The organism is Haloarcula argentinensis DSM 12282, assembly GCA_000336895.1.
In the GTDB taxonomy this organism is placed as follows: Archaea; Halobacteriota; Halobacteria; order Halobacteriales; family Haloarculaceae; genus Haloarcula; species Haloarcula argentinensis.
This window is the reverse complement of sequence record AOLX01000014.1, coordinates 17,900-37,969: the sequence shown is the minus strand read 5'-3', so window position 1 is coordinate 37,969 and position 20,070 is coordinate 17,900. Positions and strand designations below refer to the sequence as shown.

Genomic DNA, 20,070 nt, shown 5'->3' with positions numbered 1-20,070 from the left:
CGAGCGAACCCGCGGCTATGCTCACCGGCTCCGAAATGGGTGTTGTCGATGAGAACGCCGCCGCGCTCGGCGTCGCGCGCAAGCAGTTGATGGAGTCGTCCGGACACGCCGTCGCACAGGCGGTCCGTACCATCGCTGACCCCGGCGACCAGGTCACTATCGTCGCCGGACGGGGAAACAACGGCGGGGACGCGCTCGTCGCCGCCCGCTTCCTCGACGACTACGACCTCCGCGTCCTCCTGTTGGGCCGTCCGGGTGCTATTTCGACGACAATCGCCAGGGAGAATTGGGATGCTCTCCAGCACGCCGAGTATCCGACAGAGACAGTCAGGGACTCCTCGGTACTGGACCTCGGGACCCCTGATGTCGTCATCGACGCGATGCTTGGCACGGGTATCGCCGGCGACCTCCGGGAACCAGCGGCAACAGCCGCTCAAGCGATGAACGAGAGCGGCGCGACCGTCCTCTCTGTGGATGTCCCGTCCGGCCTCGACGCCGAAACGGGACGGCTGGCCGACAACGCTGTCGACGCCGACCACGTCGTCACGTTTCACGATACCAAGCCCGGCCTGCCGGACCTCGACGTACCAGTCACAGTCGCGGACATCGGCATCCCCGGCGCAGCGGAGTTGTTCATCGATCGGGGCGACCTCACCCGGCTCGAACGTGACCCCGCGAGCCACAAGGGCGACAACGGCGAAGTGCTGGTCGTCGGCGGCGGTCCGTACACCGGTGCGCCGGCGCTTTCCGCACAGGCTGCACTCAGAGGCGGGGCCGACCTCGTTCGAGTCGCCTGCCCCGCTGTCGTCGCTCGTGAGATCCAGTCCTACAGCGAGAACCTCATCCTCAGACCCTTCGACGGGGAAAACCTCGCGCCGCCGCACGTCGACCGCCTCGCCGAGCTGGCGGCGGACCACGATACGCTGATCGTCGGGCCCGGGCTCGGGAACGCCGACGCGACGCTGGAAGCGGTCGCGGACCTGCTGTCCGGATTTGAGGGAACGGCCGTCGTCGACGCCGACGCTCTATCTGTGGTTCCGGACATCGAAACGGACGCGGAACTCGTCTGTACGCCCCACCAGGGCGAACTTCTCGGTATGGGCGGTGAGACCGCCGAAGACTGGCGGGAACGGGCGGACCTCGTGGAGTCCTTCGCCTCGGAGATCGGACAGACGCTGCTGGTCAAGGGCCCGTACGACATCGTCTCTGATGGCGAGCAGACCCGCGTCGGCCGGACGGGCAATCCGGGAATGACGGTCGGCGGAACCGGCGACGTGCTTGCGGGCGTGACGGGCGCACTCGCCTCTGTGCAGGCCCCACTCGATGCGGCCGCCATCGCCGCCTACACTGTTGGCAGCGTCGGTGACCGTGTCGTCGACGACCGCGGCTACGGATTGGTCGCGACGGACCTGCTAGACGAGATACCGAGCGTTCTGTGGCAGCGAGAAGCAGAACCGTAGCGTCCGTAGTCAGGCCGACGCACCGACCAGGTCCCCGGCTTTCGCCCGGGACTGCTCGATGATGGCCGGCCTGGCCTCGAACTCGATGACTACCTGGTCGCCGTAATCGACCGTGTCGACGCTGGCGTGGTCGTGGATCCACGAGACGAGGCTCATCGTGTCGTCGGTCATCGGAAGCACGAGCCGCTCCCGTTCGTAGTCTGGCAGTTCGTGGTCGATGCGGTCCGCCAAGTCGTCGATGTTGAGCCCCTGTTTGGCGCTGACAGCGACAGGATTCGGTGCCAGCGACGACAGCGCGTCTTTCTTGCGACGGACCTCTTCGTCGTCGACCATATCGGTCTTGTTGAGGACCGTGACGATCGGGGCCTCGTTGCGCTCGTACAGCGTGTCGTGGCTCGTCACCAACTTCTCGCGGATCTCCTCGACTGACTCCGAAATATCGACGACGAGCAAGACGAGGTCGGCGTGGTACACCGACCCCAGCGTGGACTTGAACGACTCGACGAGCCAGTGCGGGAGGTCCTGAATGAACCCCACCGTGTCGGTGACCAGCACCTCGCGTTTGCCGACTTCGGCACGCCGTGTGGTCGTGCCGAGTGTCGTGAACAGGCGGTCCTCGCTCTCGGCCGTGGTGTCGAGGTCGGGGTGGAGGTCGTCGTTCTCGTCCACGTCGAGGTCATCTGCGAGGCGGCGCAGCAGCGTCGACTTCCCGGCGTTAGTGTAACCGGCCAGCGCGACGAGGTCGAAACCGGACTCGCGGCGCTGTTCCCGGCGATGGCGCTCGGTCTCCTCGATGGATTCCAGTTCGTCCCGGATGTTGGCGATCTGCTTTTTGATGTCCTCTTCGCGGGACTCGTCGTACTCGCCGAGGCCCATGAACCCCGGGCGTTCGTCGCGTTTGGCTAGGCTCGCCTTGGCCTCAGCTCGCGGGAGTTCGTAGCGGAGCTCCGCGAGTTCGACCTGCAGCTGGGCTTTCCGTGTCTGGGCCCGCTGGCCGAAGATTTCAAGGATGAGCCGGAAGCGGTCGATGACACGCACCCGCTCGGGGAGTTCGTTCCCGATGTTGTACGTCTGATACGGGCCGAGCTGGTTGTCGAAGATCACGACAACGGCCCCTTCGCGGGCGACCGCGTTGCTCAGTCGCGTTACCTTCCCCTCGCCGAGGTGGTACGCCGGGTCCTCCGTTCTGGTCTGTGTCACCTCGCCGACGACATCGTACCCGGCCGCCCGGGCAAGGTCCCGGATCTCTTCGGTGTCGGCGGTGCCACTGTCGACGCGCTTCGCGATGACCGCTCGTTCGGTGGTGTGTGTCGCCGTCACTCGTTGTGAAGATACGGTGTCCGATTATTTAACCCCCCGGGCGGTTCACAGTAACGGCCAGTGAGCCGGTGGTTCGGTAATAAAACGACAGATTCGGCGGGATAGCGGCGGTCGGTTGCTGACGTGGGACCGCCCTGTTTCGCGATAGCCACCACTGCGGTGACGTTTACTCTGCTCTATTCGAGGTCGAAGCGGTCGAGCTTCATGACCTTGCTCCACGTGTCCACGAAGTCGTGGACGAGCTTCTCCTCCGCGTCAGCAGAGCCGTAGACTTCCGAGATCGCTCGGAGTCGGTCGTTCGAACCGAAGATTAGGTCGATGCGTGTGGCTTCCCACTTGACCTCGCCGGTGTCGCGGTCGAGACCCTTATATCGGTGTTCCGAGTCCGCTGCCGGCTCCCACTCCGTGCCCATGTCGAGCAGGTTCACGAAGAAGTCGTTGGTCAGCGTCTCCGGCTCGTCGGTCAAGACGCCGAGGTCGGTGTCTTGGTAGTTCGCACCGATCGAGCGCATGCCGCCGATCAGCGCCGTCAGTTCCGAGGCCGTCAGGTTCAGCAGGTCCGCGTTGTCGACCAGCACTTCCTCCGCCGGTCGCACGATGTCGTCCTGAATGTAGTTCCGGGCCCCGTCGACCTTCGGCTTGAGCGCGTCGAAGGAGGCAGCGTCGGTGTGTTCCGGCTCGGCATCCACTCGGCCGGGTTCGAACGGGATCTCGACGTCGTAGCCGGCGTTCGCTGCCGCCTGCTCGACGGCGGCGTTGCCGCCAAGCACGATCAGGTCCGCAAGCGAGACCTGCGTCCCGTCGGAGCGCGAGTCGTTGAACTCCGCCTGGATGTTTTCGAGCGTCCCCAGAACCGTCTCTAGCTGCTCCGGCTCGTTGACCTCCCAGTTCTTCTGGGGTTCGAGCCGGAGGCGAGCGCCGTTGGCGCCGCCGCGCTTGTCGCTGTCGCGGTAGGTCGATGCCGACGCCCACGCGGTCTTGACGAGTTGGGAGATAGAGAGGTCCGAGTCGAGGATCTCCTCTTTGAGTTCGGCAATCTCCGCGTCTCCGATGAGGTCGTAGTCAGCGTCCGGGAGCGGGTCCTGCCAGATCATCTCCTCGTCAGGAACCTCCGGGCCGAGGAACCGCTCTGGCGGCCCCATGTCGCGGTGGGTCAGCTTGTACCAGGCCTTCGCGAAGTTCATCCCGAACTCCATCGGGTTCTCCTGGAAGGTCTCCATGACCTCTCGGTAGTCCGGGTCTCGCTTCAGCGCGATGTCCGTCGTGAGCATCATCGGCGTCTGCTTCTCCGACGGGTCGTGGGCGTCCGGCACGCTGTTTTTCAGCTCCTCGCTCTTGGGGGCCCACTGCCACGCGCCGCCGGGACCCTTCTCCGGCTCCCACTCGTAGTCGAGCAGGTTGTTGATATAGCCCATGTCCCACTCGGTCGGCGACTGGGTCCACGGCCCTTCGATACCGCTCGTGATCATCTCGCCGCCCTTGCTGTTCCCGTTCTTGTTCTGCCACCCGAGGCCCTGTTGCTCGATTGGGGCCGCTTCCGGCTCGGGACCGAGGTTCTCTTCGGGGTCGTCAGCGCCGTGGACCTTCCCGAACGTGTGTCCGCCGGCGATGAGTGCAGCCGTCTCTTTGTCGTTCATCGCCATCCGGTCGAACGTCTGTCGGATGTTCTTCGCCGACGCCTCGGGGTCCGGGTTGCCGTTTGGCCCTTCCGGATTCACGTAGATGAGACCCATCACGGAGGCGCCGAGCCCTTCCTGGAGTTCGCCGGGCTCGTCGAAACGCTCCTGCGTTTCCATCTCGTCTTCCGGGCCCCAGTTGACAGCCTTGTCCTCCTCGAAGGCGTCCTCGCGGCCGCCGGCGTAGCCGAACGTCTTGAATCCCATCGACTCGATGGCGACGTTCCCTGCGAGGATCATCAGGTCGGCCCAGGAGATCTTACGGCCGTACTTCTGCTTGATCGGCAGGAGCAGTCGCCGCGCCTTGTCGAGGTTTGCGTTGTCCGGCCAGCTGTTGATCGGTGCAAAGCGCTGCCGACCGCCAGCCGCACCGCCGCGCCCGTCGGCGGTCCGGTACGTCCCGGCGCTGTGCCAGGCCATCCGGATGAACAGCGGACCATAGTGGCCGTAGTCGGCCGGCCACCAGTCCTGGGACGATGTCATCAGCTCTTCGAGATCCGACTTCACCGCTTCGAGATCAAGTTTCTGAAACTCCTCCGCGTAATCGAAATCGTCCTCCATCGGACCGACATCCCGGGCGTTCTGGTCGAGAATTTCCAGGTTCAGCTTGTTTGGCCACCAGTCCTGGTTAGATTTTGGTCGCCGCGACTGTCCGCTTGAGGCACCGCTCATATCGGAATTCGGTGTTTCTGCCATCTTAACAGTAAGAAGGATTCGTTCCTCGGATACAAATCTTTGGATATGAGTAAAGAAATAGCAGAGTGTCGAAAATAATTCCCCCTGAATTCTTTGGGCTACCCGGGTAGCAACGACACCCACTTCCCGTGGCAGAAACAGTGTACAAAACGGAAATCGACAGAGGGAGCACAAAGGATTTAAAAGTAGGCGGTCAGGTACGCGATATGGGTGATTTTGTACTCCAACTAGATGGGTTGGGCCTCCAGCAGATGGGCCTCGAATTCGGCGGCGGTGGCCTTATTGGCGGAATCATCGGGTTCGCCGCAAAGAAGATCGCAAAGCTCATCGCCGTCATCATCGGCATCGAGCTGGCACTGTTCAAGTTCCTCGAGACGCGCGGTATTCTGGAAGTAAACTGGGACGCAATTGGCGGAGCCGCACAGAACGCGACCGGCACCGCCGGGGATACGGCGGCAACGCAACCGCCGTCCTGGATCACGTCGCTGCTCTCGGCCCTGCCGGTCAGTGCCGGTTTCACCGCCGGCTTTCTCGTCGGATTCAAGAAAGGGTAACGCGACGCCGCGTCGTCAGCCGCGCGTACTGATGTCGTCTTCGTCTTTGATGATTTGGGTTTCCGCCTCGCCGCTCGTGTGTTCGTTCACCACGTCGTAGAAGTCGTTCTGCAGGCCGGCCGGGAACGTCATGACGCCAACCCACGAGCCATCGGACTGCCACTCTTCGCGTTCGAGGTCGCCGAACTGTCTGATCTGCGCCTGTGCGCTTCCGGCGTAGTCCGCAGGGACCTGCACAGCGACGGTGACCTCGTCGAACCGTATCGGGATGACCGGCCGGAGCGCATCGAGGGCGTCATCGACCTGCGCTTCGACGGGCTCCATCGGGTCGACTCTGAAGTCCGTTTCTTCGAGGGCGGATTCGATGCGCTCTGGCGGGTGTGGCGCGTCGTCCATCTGCGGATTGACCGCGTTGCGCGTGATCCGCTGGATGAGCTGTTTGTGTTTTTGTTCCTGCATCTCGCGGCGCTGGTCGGCCGTGATCTGAATCTCCCCCCGCTTGATGACCTCGGGAATGATGGCCATCGGATCGGTGGTATCAAACACCTCTTCGAGCATGTTCTCGGGTGGTCGATCCCCTCGCGAGGCGTCCTCGAACACGTCCTCCGCGGCGATAACGTCCTCGAGCTCGCCGTCGAAGTCATCACGTTTTATCGCTAGTGCAGCGTCTGGATCCACCAGTACCTCGAACCGCTGGCCGTGGGATTCGAGGCGCGCCGTCACCGCCTCGTCAAGCGATATCATACCCGTCGGTAGCAGTGGGCCAGTTAAAGGCCTTACTGCGTGGTCGGACAGTAAAAAGTCCAGTCGCCCGCGAGGGCCGTCGGAAGGGTTACTCTTCGGTGGCGTCTTCGGCTTCGTCGTCCTCGTCGTCGCCGGTGTCGAGGAGGTCGGCCTCCGCGAGGTGGGTTTCCTTCTCCTCGTCGGTCAGCTGACCGAACGTCTCCGTCTCCACGTCGACCGTGGCGACGCCGATGCCTTCTGGAGAGAGTTCGTCGTCGTTGACCGACGCGAGGGCGGCCAGCGCGAGGTCGACGCCCTCGTCGAGGTCCATCCCCTCGTCGTAGTGTTCTTCGAGGTAATCCCGGATATCGCCGCGGTCAGCCCCGACAGCGAGGGCCTTCCACTCGTAGGGCGTCCCGGAGGGGTCGGTCTCGAACAGGCGCGGCTCGCCGTTGACGATACCGCCGATGATGAGCGCGACACCGAACGGGCGCGCGCCGCCGACCTGCGTGTACTGCTGGATGTAGTCGGTGATTTCCTTGGTGAGGGTCTCGACGCCGACCGGCTCGCCGTAGCGGAGCTGGTTCACCTGCGCCTGTCGGCGGGCGAAGTCGATGAGCTGTCGAGCGTCAGCGACGTGGCCGGCCGAGGCGATACCGATGTGGTCGTCGGCCTTGTGGATCTTCTCGACCGAGGAGCGCTCCATCAGTGGCGACCGGATGCGCTTGTCCACGGCGAGAACGACGCCGTCGCTCGTTCTGACGCCGATGCTTGCTGTGCCGCGTTTGACCGCTTCGCGGGCGTACTCGACCTGGTAGAGGCGTCCGTCCGGCGAGAAGATAGTGATCCCGCGGTCGTAAGCCTGCTGTTGGTTTTGTCCCTGCATAGTTATCGGAAATCGAGTGCTGTCGCGCCGACGAACGCACCGCCGGAGGCCGTTTCGACATCGTAGCGCGGAGGCCGAACAGTAGCGCTCCGATCTGCGTTCTCGAACACGACGTGTCTCTGTTCAGTGGATTCCGGCGGCCCGCGTATATACTTTTCTTCACAGGCACGCACGGTGCCGCTAATCCCCCGGACACGGACCCGAACCTCGGCGTCGTCGACGCTGTCCAGACAGGTCAATGCGGCCCGCGCCGGGCCCATCTGGCCGCGTCTGGTCCGGACGATAGCCTCGGCCGTACCGTCGTAGTCGTGGAACTGGAGGACAGTCATGTCCGTCTCGGCGCTGCCGGTGTCGCCAAGCAGGTTCTGGGCGGCGTACCACACCTCGCGCTGGAACGCCCGGCGGCCAAAGGAGGCGTTCGGCCACGTCTCGATGCCGACGGCAAGATAACGCCACCGCGGCCGGAGGTGTTTCGGGAGGTGTTTCATACGCCAGCGTTGGCGCGGAGGACAATGAGCGGTGCGGTGTGAGAGTCGGCCGTAGTCGGCATCGGTCACACGGTACAGTGCCCCGAGAAGCGACACACAGCACAGTACCCCAAAAGCGAGTCGGTCCAGCGTCGCGTCAGAACAGGCTGTCAGTCGTTACCGCGCCGACGACGCTGAATACAGCCCCGACGCTGATGGCGCGGAACGTAACGACCATCTGGTCGGCCAGAGGAAGCTCACCAAGGAACTGGTCGGGAGCGGTGACCGCAATTGCAAGCGTTCCGACGGAGCCGAACGCGACAAGCAGGACAGAGATGAATCGGACCGGGACGCCGGCGACCGCGGCTTCGCGGCTGGGGTCACGGTCGTTGTCAGCGCCGTACAGCCCGCCGTATCCGATGGCGGCGACAATACAGACGAGGAATACGTTGTGGAAGACGGTCATGTTCAGCGCGAGCGCCCACACCTCTTGAGTCACGACGAACGGGCCGGACAACAGAAATCCGCCGACGATCTGTTGGGCCGTGTCCGCGAGTTTGTGCTTTTGCCGTTCTTTCATACGTCTCGTGTACTCCGGTCGGATGCAAACGCATTCGGGTCAGGTCAGTGCGCTGACGTGCCGTGGCAAAAAGCGGAAGCGAGCTGTACTCGCTACATCCCTGCACAGAACCGATACCTCCAGTGAGAGTGGTATCAGCGCCGGTTACTCGATGTCATCCGCATCGCGTTCGAGTCGGACGCCGGGTTCGATGACGGCATCGCTCTGGCGCTCGCGGTTGCGCTCCACGACGCGGCCCCACTCTGTCAGGCCCTCGCGGACGGTGTCGGCGTCGAAACCGATGGTCTCACCGACCGCGATGATATCTCGCGGTGCCCGAATCTGGAGATGGGTGCTCGGCGACGCCGAGACGACGAACGGTGCGCCGGCGTCCGCGACCAGTTCCCGGAGCTTCCGGAGTTCCTTGATGGCCCGGACGCGACTGCCGCCGGAGGACCGGAGCACCGGGCCGAAGTCGAACTCGACGCGGACGCCGTTGTCGGCCGCCGCGTTCGCTAGCACGTGGTTGAAATCGCCGTCCTCGCGCATCGGGTGGGCGAGCACGTCGACGGTCGGTTGCTCGACCGCGAACCGATTGATGCGGCGGTCGCCGCCATGGACGACGACGACCGTCCGATCACTTCGGTAGTTCCCGACAAAGCCGCTCGCCCGCGACGGGTCGTCGGCCCGGACCTCGACGCCGGCGGCAACGTCGATGTCGTACGCGTCGCTGATGGCGTCGGCGTCGTATTCGGCGGGCTCGTTGCCGTGGTTCCTGACGACGATGCCGTTGTAGTCCGAGTCGGCGGCCGTCAGCGCGTGCCGGGCGACGGTGCTGTTGCCGTCAGGGTGAGCGTAGACGGCCTCGTACATCACAACTCCTCTAGGAGTTCGCGGGCGTTTTCGACGGCCTTCTCCCGCTTTGCGGGGTAGGCCTCGACTTTCGCCCGGAGCGTGATGCCGTCGCCGCGTTCGACATCGCCGCCGAACGCGGCCTGTTTGTCGAAGGTGAGGAAAAACGAGCAGTTGTCGTCGACCCGGTCGTCCAGTTCTGCACGCACCGCGTCGATATCCGGCGCTGATGCGACCTGTGTGAGAACGTGCCGGATGTCGTCGGCGTTCTCGACGCGAGCCGAGAGGACGACGATGCGGTCGCCGTAGTGCCCTTCGCTCTGTGCGCGCTCGATAGGGTAGTCCTCCGGGAGAAACGTCCGGAGCGCTCCCTCGACGCGCTTGTCGTCCTCTGTCGCGTAGCAGAAGGTCCGGAGGTCGACGTAGTGGAACGGAACCGACGACATCGAGGCCCTACTCGTCCTCGGCGGCTTCGAGGTTATCCTCGGGGACGCCCTGCTCCTGTCCGTCCTCGAAGGAAACCGTGTAGTTGGCGTCGCCGAACATCGTTTCGACGACCTGCGTGATGGTGCCTTCCTCGCCGTCGTAGTCGCTGTGCTCGTCGTGGAGAATAACGCTGTCGTCCTCTTCGAATGCCATACCGTGCGGTACTCGGTGGCTCGTCAAAAAGGGACTGATTCAGGTTTGCTCAGCCCAACCGCGGGAGCGGTCAGAACGTGCACCTGTGACACGTCCTGTCTGGAGCATTCGGGACGGATATAAACCTCGATCAGAGTAGACCGGGCAGTGTGCCGACCGCTCCGATTGGTCTCTATCGCTTCCGTTACGGAAGGTACGACGTGTATTAGATTAGTCTAAGTATTTAGTTAGACAAGTAGAATTAAGTGTCGGGGGCTTCCACATCCACGTGCGTTCCGTCACCCACGGAACGCGAAGTCGTACAGATCGAGTGAATAGGACGTACCGTCAGGTCGTCGCAACAGCTAAAGAGTTCCTGCTACACGGGAGCGTGGCTGTCCTTGTTCGGGCCCTTCCCGTGTTTCGCTACAAATGGTCCAGGCCAGACGTGTATCCGCGTCTGCAACTGCCCCGCCAGCGTCAGCAGCACAACGGATTCGGTGGCGAAACCCACGAGATCCGTCACGACAGCCGATCTGTCACAGCAACTGTTATGGGACTCTCTAAACTAACAATCGACATGATCAGCCCACCGCTTTCCCCCATCGAGACGGTTGTTTCGTCGAGGTGTCAGACACAGCTAGGACACAGATGACGAGCGTCGACGACCTGTGGTACCTCTCCGACGGTGCCTGTCAAACCGCCGAGCAGACGTATCACGACCTCCGGAGTCGCTACACGGATTTTGTCGAGTTCACGCGTCACCGCAACGTCCCGCGAAATCGATTCCGGGACGTAGCCACCGTGGCCCAGAATCACGGGGCACCGTACGGAGCGCACACGCTTGCCTACCGATCTACCGGTGAACTCCTGCTCGTCCGTCATGAGGGGGTCGATATGTGGGTTCTACCCGGCGGTGAGATCGACGAAGGTGAATCCCTTCAGGAAGCCGCGCTACGGGAATTAGGAGAGGAGAGCGGCATCGAGGCGACTATCGAAGGGCTGGGAATGCTCGGACGGATCGAGTTCTACTGCGACGGCAATATGGCCTGGGGCGTGCTGCCGGTGTACGAGGCCCGGGCGGAGACGATCGATATCGCCGTCGACGACCCGGATCATGAAATCAGTGAGGCCCGGTGGTTCGACGAACTGCCGGCCGACACGCGCGACCGCGAGGAGATTTTAGAGTGGCGCGGACAGCGGTTCGGCGGCGCGTAATCCACCGACATTGAGTGCGTTACTCCGGCCCGAACGACTGGCCCTGGCGAGCGTCGGCGTTCATCCGCCGGATGGTTGCACGGGCATTGCTAGCGTCGTAGCCGAACAGCACAGTCTCGGCGTACTCACCAGCCACCTCGACAGCCTTCGAAAGATCATCGACGTCCACGTCGACGGCATACAGTTCGATGCTGAAGGGTGTCGAGAGTCGGTCCTGCCAGCCTTTCGCGAGAATCTCAAGCCAGTAGGTCGTTGAGTACGCCATGTCGTAGATCGGGACGACGAACTCGTCGACGTACTCGGCGATGTCGTCAACCGCGACGCCCGAGCGGGCTTCGAGGTGGCCGGGGTAAGGGTCCGGATACAGCGTGAGGTACATGTCACCGGGTACGCGCTCGCGGGCCTCGGCGACGAACTCCGTGATGACCTTGCTGCGCCAGGCTGACCAGTCCTCGAACTCGCTGTCGGCGAAGCGCTGCTCGCAGCGGTCACAGTGGCAGTACTCGTCCCGGGGGAAGCCCACATCGTCGAGGCGGACGTCCTCGTTGACAGCTGCCGCCTCCTCGATGATGTCGAGCAGGCCCTCGCGGTAGCGGTCATGGGTCGGGCAGACGTACGTCCAGTCGAAGTACGGCTGGTTCCGGGTCGCCGGCGTTCCCTCGTCGTCGAACGCGAGCAGGTCTTCCTCGCTCTCGACTGCGTTGTCGCCGAAACAAGACACCATGTTCACCGCGCCGGCAATCGGTTCGACAGCGCGGCCGGTCACGTCCTTGACCTCGTAGAACGCCCGGTCGAACTCGGACCACTCCGTCTCCTCCTCGTTACGGGTGACGACGCCGTACATGCACGCTGGTACGGCCGTTCGCCGGGTAAGGGTTCGGAAAGCGACGGCACTGTCGCTGACAGCGCAGAAGCCAAGAGAATACTGCCGGCCATCGGGGTACCCCACCCCATACGACGCCGAAGAGGACCAGTGGGCAGGGCGGCCGACAGTAGATTCAGAGGGCGATACAGTCGATTCGCGCGGCCTTACCGCTTGACGACGTACACGAGGGCGAGCGCCATGACCGCGACGAGGGCGATGACTTTCTTTGACATCGTTTCAATAAACGAACACCGATTATAAAGAACTACCGCTGTGCTAATCGTCAGCACGCCCGCCTGTATCAGAGGCGGTATCGGCGTCAGGGCCAGGAATATCGGCCTCGTCGTGGGTACCGACGGGCGGCCGGTTTACCTCCGCTGCTGACGAGTCTTCGAGGGCAGTCCGGTCGTCAACGTCAGCCTCGATCGTCTCCATCTCACCGGCTTCCCGCGCGTCCTGGTCGATACGCATCGAACAGAACTCCACGCCGCACATCGAGCAAAAGCGCGCCTCTTTGTAGTTGTCACCGGGGAGCGTCTGGTCGTGGTACTCGCGGGCGCGGTCGGGGTCCAGCGCCAGGTCGAACTGCTCGCGCCAGTCGAAGGCGTACCGGGCTTCCGAGAGGGCGTCGTCCCAGTCCCGCGCTCCCTCCCGGCCGTTTGCCACGTCAGCGGCGTGGGCAGCGATGCGATAGGCCGCAAGTCCGTCCCGCACGTCGGATTTCTCCGGGAGACCGAGGTGCTCTTTGGGAGTCACGTAGCAGAGCATCGCCGCACCAGCACGGCCTGCCTCCGTCGCACCGATAGCGCTCGTAATGTGGTCGTAACCCGGCGCAACGTCGGTCACGAGCGGCCCGAGCACGTAGAACGGCGCGCCGCCACAGACCTCCTGTTGGCGCTCGACCTGCTCGGCGACTTGGTCCATTGGAACGTGACCCGGCCCCTCGACCATCACCTGTACGTCGTGGTCCCAGGCGGTCCGCGTGAGTTCGCCGAGCGTATCCAGTTCTGCGAACTGGGCGTCGTCGCCGGCGTCGGCGAGACAGCCCGGTCGAAGGCCGTCGCCGAGGCTGAAGGTCACGTCGTACTCACGGAATATCTCGCAGATGTCCTCGAATTTCGTGTACAGCGGGTTCTCCATCCCGTTCTCCTCGATCCATTGGGCGAGGATAGATCCGCCACGGGAGACGATACCCGTTTTTCGGCCGTCGGTCAGCGGTAGGTGTTCCATCCGGACGCCGGCGTGAATGGTCATGTAGTCGACGCCCTGCTTCGCCTGCTTCTCGATGACGTCGAGCAGCAGCTCGTGGGTAATCTCGCTCGCGTCACCAGCGCGCTTGACCGCCTCGTAGATGGGGACCGTCCCGATTGGAACCGGCGAATGCTCGACGTTGGCCGACCGTATCTCGTCGAGGTTACTCCCAGTCGAGAGGTCCATCACCGTGTCCGCGCCGTAGTGGACGGCAGTGTGGAGCTTCTCCAGTTCGCCCTCGATATCGCTCGTCTCCTCGCTGTTGCCGATGTTTGCGTTGACCTTCGTCGCAAACTCCCGGCCGATGATCATCGGGTCCAGTGAGTCGTGACCGACGTTTGCAGGAATCACCGCCTGTCCGTCGGCGACTTGCTGCCGGACGAACCCCGGTTCGACACCTTCGCGCTCTGCGATTCGCTCCATCTCCTCGGTGACGGTCCCGTTCCGGGCCGCTGCTAGCTGCGTCATAATCACTAGGTAATACTACTCGGTTATAAATTTGTGGTGATCGGTCGCGGTAAAGAGACCCTGTCAATACTGGGATTGACCCCAACACCGATGTACGCGAACGTGAAATAGACGAACAATGGCCCGCCGGACCCGCCGCGCAGTACTCACGGCGCTGGGGAGTGGTATCGCCGCAACTGCAGGCTGTGGGGCATTCGGTCGGGAGCGGGTGGACGTACTGGTCGCGGGGAGTTTGCAGAAAGCGGCCAGTGAGACGCTGCAAGCGCAAACAGACGCTGAGATCGCTGTCGAAGCCCGCGGCTCTGTTCAGGCCGCGCGATTGGTCGCCGACGGGAAGCGCGACCCGGCTATCGTCGCGCTGGCGGACCCGACCCTGTTCGACCGGGTGATGAACACCCCCTGGCACGCTGTGGTCGCCAGTAACGAGATGGTGCTGGCGTACAACCCAGAGACGGGCGGTGGGGCGCGCGTCGCGGACGCGGACCCGTGGTACGCCCCGCTCCGAGGGGACAGCGTCTCACTGGGCCGCACCGATCCGACGCTCGACCCGCTTGGCTACCGGACGCTGTTCGTGCTGGCCCTCGCAGCCGACTACTACGACGAACCCGGCCTGGCTGCTGCGGTTCTCTCGCCGGATCAGACCTATCCGGAGACGCAACTGCTCGCGCAGTTCGAGACGGGAGCCGTCAACGCTGCGTTCGTCTACCGGAGTATGGCGGTCGAACGAGACTACCCGTTCCGGGAGTTCCAGCCGGAGATACACCTCGGTGACCCCACATACGCGGAGCAGTATCAGACCACCAGCTACGAACTGCCAAACGGCACGGCAATTGCCGGCAACCCAATCGAGTACGGGGCCGTCCGCCGTGACGAACAAGAAGCGACGCGTACAGCCTTCGAGGCAGTCCTGTCCGGCGACTGGCTCGCACCACACGGATTTACCGTCCGCCAGGCGTATCCTCGACTAGTGGGAGATGTCCCGAGTACTGTCACGCAGTGAGACTCAGACCGGCCACACGGTCGGCGTGCGCGAACTCGTTCCCGTCCTGGGAGCGGTGCTGCTCCTGTATTTCGTCGTCCCGGTGATGGTACTCGTACTCACGTACTCCCCGACAGCGCTACTGACGAGTCTGACCGAGACGTACGTCATCAACGCCGCGATCACGTCCCTCGTCGCCGCGCTCGGCAGTACCACAATCGCCATCGTGTTCGGCCTGCCGCTGGCCTACTGGCTGTCCAAGAACAACGGCGCGCTGGCGACCGCTGCGATGGGGGCCGTCGTCCTGCCGCTCGTCCTCCCACCGGTCGTCAGCGGGATGTTGCTGTTGACCGTCGTCGGCCCGAACGGGCTGGGCGGCCTCACCGACCTGGCGCTGACGCGGTCGCTGCTGGGGGTCGTCGCCGCCCAGACCTTCGTCGCGTCGCCGTTCTTCGTCGTCACCGCCAAGGCCGCCTTCGACGGCATCGACGACCACCTCGAAGAGGCTTCGCGGTCGCTGGGCCGTGACTGGGTCGGGACGATGTGCTCGGTGACGGTTCCGCTCGCAAAGCCCGGCCTGCTCGCCGGCCTCGTGCTGACCTTCGCCCGCGCGATGGGCGAGTTCGGCGCGACGATGATGCTGGCGTACTACCCGCGGACGCTGCCGGTCCAGATCTGGGCCTCGTTCATCTCGGACGGGCTGGACGCAGCGCTGCCCGTGGCGGTGGTCCTGCTCGGCGTCGCGCTCGGGACGCTGCTGATAGTCCATGCACTCCGGGCGACGCCGTGGCGATAGCCGGTGTCGTGAAAACAGCGCCACCAACTCACCGCTCGTGTGCCCAGAACTCCTCGTCGACGGTGACTTCCTTCTTGAACAGCGGCACCTCCTCCTTTAGACGGTTGATACCGTCTTCGACAGCACGGAACGCCTCACCCCGGTGGCCGGCCAGGATGACGACGAAAACGATGTCCTCGCCAGCGTCGACCACGCCAGTCTTGTGGTGCAGTCGGACCGCGTGGACGCCGTCCCGTGCTTCGAGGTCCCGCCGGAGCGTGGCCATCTTCTCGGCGGCGACTTCGTCGTAGCGCTCGAACTCCAGCAGTTCCGTCGGTGGGTCGTCGGGACCCTCCTGTGCGCGGACTCGCCCGGTGAACGTCGCTATTGCGCCGGAGTAGACTTCGTCCGGGTCCCGCTTTACGTCGGCGACGAGTGTTTCCAGCGTGATGTACGGGTCTCGCTCCTCCATCGCAGTGACGATGTCATCAAGGTCAGCGCCTGCGCCGTGGGGCGCGCGATGCACGACCGGGTCGGCGACCTCGAGGTCGCCGAGGACGACTTTCGGGATGCTCGCGTCCGAATACCCCTCGACGAGCGCGTAATCGTAGTCGGGCGCAAGCGCGTCCAGCGTCTCATCGAGCGTCCGCGACTGTCCCGTCGCGTACCACTCGCCGTCGTCGGTAAGCGCGACCGTCTCGCCCGCGCCGGCGTCACGGTGTCGAGCCGTGTCTTTCCCGTCCGTGTCGACGTCCGGCGGATGCGTGCAGTGTTTCACTGTCGCGACACGTCCGGTCCCGGAGAGCCGCTGTGTCAACCGCTCGACCAGCGTAGTCTTCCCCGACTCGGAGTGGCCGACGATACCGAGGACTTGCATGTACGCCAGTAGCAGGGCGACGTAGATAGACCTTTTTCATAGCAGCGGCCCGGCTATAGTCAGTCGTCCCGTCTCAGCGGTCGACAGTTTTCTCCACGACGCGGACGTTCTGGATTGCCGTCGTGGCGTACTCGCCGTTATCGTCTTTCTCGTTGGCCTTCACCATGTCCCAGACGACGTTGAGGCCGGTCGTCACACCCTCCAGCGCTTCCATCTCGCAACCGGTCTTGCCGACCGTCTCGACGGCGACCGTGATTTCGACGGCATCGTCGTCGACATTGAACTCGACTTCGACGTTGGTGATTGGGATCTGGTGGCACATCGGCACTGTCTCCCAGGTGTGTTTCACCGCCTGAATCGCGCCGATGCGGGCTGTTGCCAGCACGTCGCCTTTCTCCACCTCGTCGGCGTCGATGGCCGCCAGCGTGGACTCGGTGAGCCGAATCTGTCCGCGCGCGACCGCGCGACGCTGGCTCTCGGCCTTGTCGCCGACATCGACCATCTGTGCGTCGCCGTCCTCGTCGACGTGTGTGAAATCTTCGGACATGCTTCTCTGTAACCGATGCCAGCCCAAAACCGTGCGGGTCCGTGCTACCGGCGGACGAGCCCCAGCAGGTGGCCCACAGCTGGCGCGACGAGTTTCTCCGCGCCCGTCCGGGCGGCGTTCTCGCTGCCGGGGAGACAGAACACCAGGCGGTCGTCGACGACACCAGCGGTCGCGCGCGAGGCCATCGCCATCGGCCCGACTTCCTCGTAGGAGAGCCAGCGGAACAGCTCGCCGAAGCCGGGAACCGGCCGGTCGAACAGCGGTTGGATAGCGTCGACAGTCACGTCGTCAGGCGTGAGGCCGGTCCCACCTGTCGTCAGAACCACATCGACGCCATCGTCCAGCAGGGCGGCGACGGCGTCCTCGATAGCGTCCACCTCGTCCGCGACGAGGCGACGCTCGGCGATTTCGTGGCCCGCGTCTTCACAGGCTGTTGCGATGATGTCGCCCGCCGGGTCGTCGTCCAGCGTTCGCGAGGTCGAGACGGTGAGGACCCCTATTTTAACCCCTTCGGCGTCGTGGGCGTGATGGTCATCGTTTGTGTGTTCTCCGTGACTGTGGTCATCGTGGCCACTGTCGTGCTCATGCTCGCCATGGTCGTGGTCGTGCTCTCCGTGTTCATGCTCGCCGTGGCTATGACCCGCCTCGTCGTGGCTGGTCGTTTCGTCGTGGTCGTGCCCCATACCGGAGATGACAGTCGGTGGCAAAATATACCCTCGCCTGTCTGGCCGGTGGTCGGGCCAACTCGGACGGGGTGCGAAAGTAGGAACCAGCCGAGAGAGTCGGTGGCTTACTCGTAGTACGGCAGGCGCTCGACGATCTCCGCGAAGGCCACGTTCTCACGGACCTGATCCATCTCGACGCGGAGGCGCTCCCCGACATCTGCGTCAGAGACGATGACGACGTACCCGCCGTCGATACGCGCGACGCCGTCGCCTTTGTCGCCGATGTTTTCGATTTCGACCACGCGCGTCTCACCCTCGGCAACGGGCGGGGACGACGGTCCGAACTCCGGTTCCCTGCTTGGCTCGCCGGACCGCGAATCGGACTGTGGCCCGGATTGGGAACTGGACTGGGACTCTGCCTTTGAGTGGGAACTGGACTGCGGATCGGATTGGGAACCGGACTGTGACTGGGGCGTAGGAGCCTCAGCCGCGGACTGGAACAGTGCGATCCGGTACAGCGTCTCGGGGGCCAGCGTTCCCAGTTCGACTTCCTGTTTCGGAATCTCGATCACGTACGAGTCCTGTTGCTCCTCGACGGGTGCAGTAAAGAGACAGTGAAGATCTGAATCGGTCGCCATTAGTATAATTGGTTGGGCTAGTACCGGAACTGCATTGATTCTGGTGTTTTCGATCCGCCGGGCCGAACGCTGCTGAAGGGGTAGCAAACAGGCTGTACACGCCTGCTATCGGGCGAGCCGTCGAGCAGCGTGCGGCGATTACTCGAATTCGAACAGCCGACGGAGTTCGCGTTCGATAGCGTCGGTAAACGCCGACAGCACTGTGTCGAACGTCTCTTCGTCGCCCGGCAAAGACTGCGCTCGCGCCGCAGTGTCGTCAGGCAGCCGGACGCTGAACGTCCCGTCGCCCTCGTACACCGGCTCGCTCTCGCTGAGAATCTGCCGATCGATCCCGCGAAGGACCTCGGAGTCGTACTGTCCGTGAAGCTCCTGATACGCGTTCGAGTACGCCGTTTCGAGCTCCTCGAAGTAGTGGACGTATTTCTCGTCGAACTTCTCGGCGTCGAACTCGGTCATGGATGCAGTGTCGTCGGGGCGAGAGTAAAGGGTTCTGAGACTCCGTGGACGCCGTTTACAACTCCCCCGTAACTCCGATTTCACCGGCGAACTGAGTGAAAAACTCGTCCATGAATTCCCGGCGCGTCCGACCGAGACGCCGGCCCGGTTGAGTGTACAGCGTATCTAGGCGTTCCTCCGCCCAGTTTCGAAGCAGTTCGATATCCGGAGAATCCGACGTTCCAAGGTCGGTAGCTGACGTGTCATCGATGACGGCATACTTCTCGCCGGTCCGTCCGGACCGTTCGCCGACGATACAGGCCAGTCGGACGAGGCCGCGCGCCCCAGCGGCGTCTAGTTTGTCCGCATCGAAGAGGAATTTCGCCTCCAGCGTTCTCGGCTCCGGAGAACTTGCGCGGATGCTGTGCGTTCGGATACAGTGTTTGATACGGCTAATTCGGTCGGGTTCCACACCCTCGGCCGCGAGTAGCTGCGCGGCTTCAGCCGTGGCCCATTCGTCGTGGTCATCAACGTCACCGGCCCGCTCCCGAGGCCGGCCAATGTCGTGGAGCCACGCTGACGCGGCAATAATATCTCGGTTGACCGAGTCGTCGCAGTCGCTCGCGAGCCGAAGCGCGATGTCTCGGACTCGCTTGGCATGAAACTGGTCGTGCGCCGGGAGGGCATCTTCGTAGTACGGCAGCGACAGTGTTCGAGCAAGGGGACCTAGTTCCTGTGTCATTGACGGCGGTGGCACCTCGCGTTCCGGCTGGAATAACTGCTGTGGAATGTATCAATCTCGCTGACACATGCCAGTGGGTCGCGGCAATGTCCGTATCAGCGGGAGTCAAGCAGGTCATCGAGCAGTTTCCGCTGGGCCGCAGCGAGGTGCTCGGTAAACGTCGAAGTGGAGATATCCAGCGCGTCAGCCACGTCACCGGCAGTCGCATCGCGCGGATGCTCGAAGTACCCCATCTCGTGGGCCCGGGTCAGCACCTCGCGCTGGCGGCTGGTCAGTTTCGCGCGGTCGAGCACGACCGGCCGGTCCGTCTCCGCGGACGTGTCTTCCAGTAGCCGCCGGAGTTTGACAGTCTCGCCTTCCGACTGGAGGTCGTCGACAATTTCTCGCAGGGTTGGAACGTCGTCGACGAGAAACGTGACGACGATGGATTCGGTGTCTGCCGAGAACTCCTGAACGACGCAGCCGGCTGCTTCGATGCGTTCACACACACAGCCCTGCCCGGCCGCTCTGGACAGTTGGAAAACGTGTCGCTGCTCGTAGGCAAACACGTGATCGACGTTCAACTCATCGGTCTGTAGCACTGATGGCGGCTCGTCGCCGCCTTTGAGGGTGAACTCTTCGATGACGGGGTCAGCATCAACACTCGTTACGCTCCGGGAGACCGACGACACTGACCACTCCTCGTCGGCGTGTGGCTGTACGTGGCAGGACCGGGGGCCGAACACTTCGACCTCGGCGAGCATTCGGCCCGACATGTCTGAGAGTTGCCCCGGCTGACATAAGAAGGTCTGTGCGAACA

Annotated in this window: 23 protein-coding genes; 5 read left to right on the top strand and 18 right to left on the bottom strand. The window is 63.5% G+C overall.

The window, feature by feature from the left end; genetic code table 11:
* Window positions 1-17: 17 nt before the first annotated feature.
* Window positions 18-1,460, top strand: coding sequence for a bifunctional ADP-dependent NAD(P)H-hydrate dehydratase/NAD(P)H-hydrate epimerase (locus C443_RS03860; protein ID WP_005534047.1), 1,443 nt, complete (start codon window positions 18-20; stop codon window positions 1,458-1,460).
* A gap of 9 nt (window positions 1,461-1,469) precedes the next feature.
* On the opposite strand, the gene hflX is transcribed toward C443_RS03860, so the two are convergent.
* Window positions 1,470-2,780: a GTPase HflX gene (gene hflX / locus C443_RS03855; RefSeq protein ID WP_005534045.1), complete on the bottom strand. Its 1,311-nt coding sequence runs from the start codon at window positions 2,778-2,780 to the stop codon at window positions 1,470-1,472.
* 176 nt (window positions 2,781-2,956) lie between these two features.
* Window positions 2,957-5,152: a catalase/peroxidase HPI gene (katG, locus tag C443_RS03850; protein ID WP_005534043.1), complete on the bottom strand. Its 2,196-nt coding sequence runs from the start codon at window positions 5,150-5,152 to the stop codon at window positions 2,957-2,959.
* A 206-nt stretch (window positions 5,153-5,358) separates the two neighbouring features.
* Between katG and C443_RS03845 the strand changes: the two genes are divergently transcribed.
* On the top strand, window positions 5,359-5,706 hold the full coding sequence (locus tag C443_RS03845) for an FUN14 domain-containing protein (protein ID WP_005534042.1): 348 nt from the start codon (window positions 5,359-5,361) through the stop codon (window positions 5,704-5,706).
* 15 nt (window positions 5,707-5,721) lie between these two features.
* Here the strand turns inward: C443_RS03845 and C443_RS03840 are convergent, their stop codons facing one another.
* From C443_RS03840 to C443_RS03810, 7 genes are all read right to left on the bottom strand, one after another.
* Window positions 5,722-6,450, bottom strand: a complete 729-nt coding sequence (locus C443_RS03840; protein ID WP_005534040.1) for a ribosome assembly factor SBDS — start codon at window positions 6,448-6,450, stop codon at window positions 5,722-5,724.
* 88 nt (window positions 6,451-6,538) lie between these two features.
* The gene (gene psmA / locus C443_RS03835; RefSeq protein WP_005534038.1) at window positions 6,539-7,315 is read right to left on the bottom strand and encodes an archaeal proteasome endopeptidase complex subunit alpha; all 777 of its coding nucleotides are present in this window, start codon (window positions 7,313-7,315) and stop codon (window positions 6,539-6,541) included.
* A gap of 2 nt (window positions 7,316-7,317) precedes the next feature.
* On the bottom strand, window positions 7,318-7,803 hold the full coding sequence (locus C443_RS03830) for an Rpp14/Pop5 family protein (RefSeq protein WP_005534037.1): 486 nt from the start codon (window positions 7,801-7,803) through the stop codon (window positions 7,318-7,320).
* Between the two features lie 136 nt (window positions 7,804-7,939).
* On the bottom strand, window positions 7,940-8,362 hold the full coding sequence (locus C443_RS03825; protein WP_005534036.1) for a hypothetical protein: 423 nt from the start codon (window positions 8,360-8,362) through the stop codon (window positions 7,940-7,942).
* 144 nt (window positions 8,363-8,506) lie between these two features.
* A complete protein-coding gene (locus C443_RS03820; RefSeq protein ID WP_005534035.1) occupies window positions 8,507-9,214 on the bottom strand; it encodes an RNase P subunit p30 family protein in 708 nt (235 codons plus the stop codon).
* Window positions 9,214-9,639, bottom strand: coding sequence for an RNA-binding protein (locus C443_RS03815; protein WP_005534034.1), 426 nt, complete (start codon window positions 9,637-9,639; stop codon window positions 9,214-9,216). Before C443_RS03815 ends, C443_RS03820 begins: the two co-directional genes overlap by 1 nt.
* A 7-nt stretch (window positions 9,640-9,646) precedes the next feature.
* Complete coding sequence (locus C443_RS03810) at window positions 9,647-9,832, bottom strand: hypothetical protein (protein WP_004515500.1); 186 nt, start codon at window positions 9,830-9,832, stop codon at window positions 9,647-9,649.
* Between the two features lie 630 nt (window positions 9,833-10,462).
* On the opposite strand from C443_RS03810, the gene C443_RS03805 reads away from it, so the two are divergent.
* On the top strand, window positions 10,463-11,029 hold the full coding sequence (locus C443_RS03805; protein WP_005534022.1) for an NUDIX hydrolase: 567 nt from the start codon (window positions 10,463-10,465) through the stop codon (window positions 11,027-11,029).
* A gap of 19 nt (window positions 11,030-11,048) precedes the next feature.
* On the opposite strand, the gene C443_RS03800 is transcribed toward C443_RS03805, so the two are convergent.
* Window positions 11,049-11,873 (bottom strand): hypothetical protein, encoded by an 825-nt coding sequence (locus C443_RS03800; protein WP_005534020.1) that lies wholly within the window; start codon window positions 11,871-11,873, stop codon window positions 11,049-11,051.
* Window positions 11,874-12,170: 297 nt separating this feature from the next.
* A complete protein-coding gene (thiC, locus tag C443_RS03795; protein ID WP_005534019.1) occupies window positions 12,171-13,613 on the bottom strand; it encodes a phosphomethylpyrimidine synthase ThiC in 1,443 nt (480 codons plus the stop codon).
* A gap of 118 nt (window positions 13,614-13,731) precedes the next feature.
* Here thiC and C443_RS03790 point away from each other — a divergent pair, with 118 nt between their 5' ends.
* Window positions 13,732-14,613 carry an extracellular solute-binding protein gene (locus C443_RS03790; RefSeq protein WP_005534016.1) on the top strand — a complete coding sequence of 294 codons (882 nt, stop codon included), beginning with the start codon at window positions 13,732-13,734 and terminating at the stop codon, window positions 14,611-14,613.
* Entirely contained in the window at window positions 14,588-15,388 is an 801-nt protein-coding gene (locus C443_RS03785; RefSeq protein ID WP_005534011.1) for an ABC transporter permease, read from the top strand. Before C443_RS03790 ends, C443_RS03785 begins: the two co-directional genes overlap by 26 nt.
* Window positions 15,389-15,416: 28 nt before the next feature.
* On the opposite strand, the gene C443_RS03780 is transcribed toward C443_RS03785, so the two are convergent.
* From C443_RS03780 to C443_RS03750, 7 genes are all read right to left on the bottom strand, one after another.
* Window positions 15,417-16,244, bottom strand: a complete 828-nt coding sequence (locus tag C443_RS03780) for a molybdopterin synthase (protein ID WP_005534009.1) — start codon at window positions 16,242-16,244, stop codon at window positions 15,417-15,419.
* A 73-nt stretch (window positions 16,245-16,317) separates the two neighbouring features.
* On the bottom strand, window positions 16,318-16,791 hold the full coding sequence (moaC, locus tag C443_RS03775) for a cyclic pyranopterin monophosphate synthase MoaC (RefSeq protein ID WP_005534008.1): 474 nt from the start codon (window positions 16,789-16,791) through the stop codon (window positions 16,318-16,320).
* Window positions 16,792-16,835: 44 nt separating this feature from the next.
* Window positions 16,836-17,474, bottom strand: a complete 639-nt coding sequence (locus C443_RS03770; RefSeq protein ID WP_005534007.1) for a MogA/MoaB family molybdenum cofactor biosynthesis protein — start codon at window positions 17,472-17,474, stop codon at window positions 16,836-16,838.
* Window positions 17,475-17,581: 107 nt separating this feature from the next.
* Window positions 17,582-18,094 carry a TRAM domain-containing protein gene (locus C443_RS03765; RefSeq protein WP_005534005.1) on the bottom strand — a complete coding sequence of 171 codons (513 nt, stop codon included), beginning with the start codon at window positions 18,092-18,094 and terminating at the stop codon, window positions 17,582-17,584.
* A 138-nt stretch (window positions 18,095-18,232) separates the two neighbouring features.
* Window positions 18,233-18,550, bottom strand: coding sequence for a DUF5783 family protein (locus C443_RS03760; RefSeq protein WP_005534004.1), 318 nt, complete (start codon window positions 18,548-18,550; stop codon window positions 18,233-18,235).
* Window positions 18,551-18,605: 55 nt separating this feature from the next.
* Entirely contained in the window at window positions 18,606-19,271 is a 666-nt protein-coding gene (locus tag C443_RS03755; RefSeq protein ID WP_005534003.1) for an HD domain-containing protein, read from the bottom strand.
* Window positions 19,272-19,366: 95 nt separating this feature from the next.
* A complete protein-coding gene (locus C443_RS03750) occupies window positions 19,367-20,026 on the bottom strand; it encodes a helix-turn-helix domain-containing protein (RefSeq protein WP_049943932.1) in 660 nt (219 codons plus the stop codon).
* Window positions 20,027-20,070 lie beyond the last annotated feature (44 nt).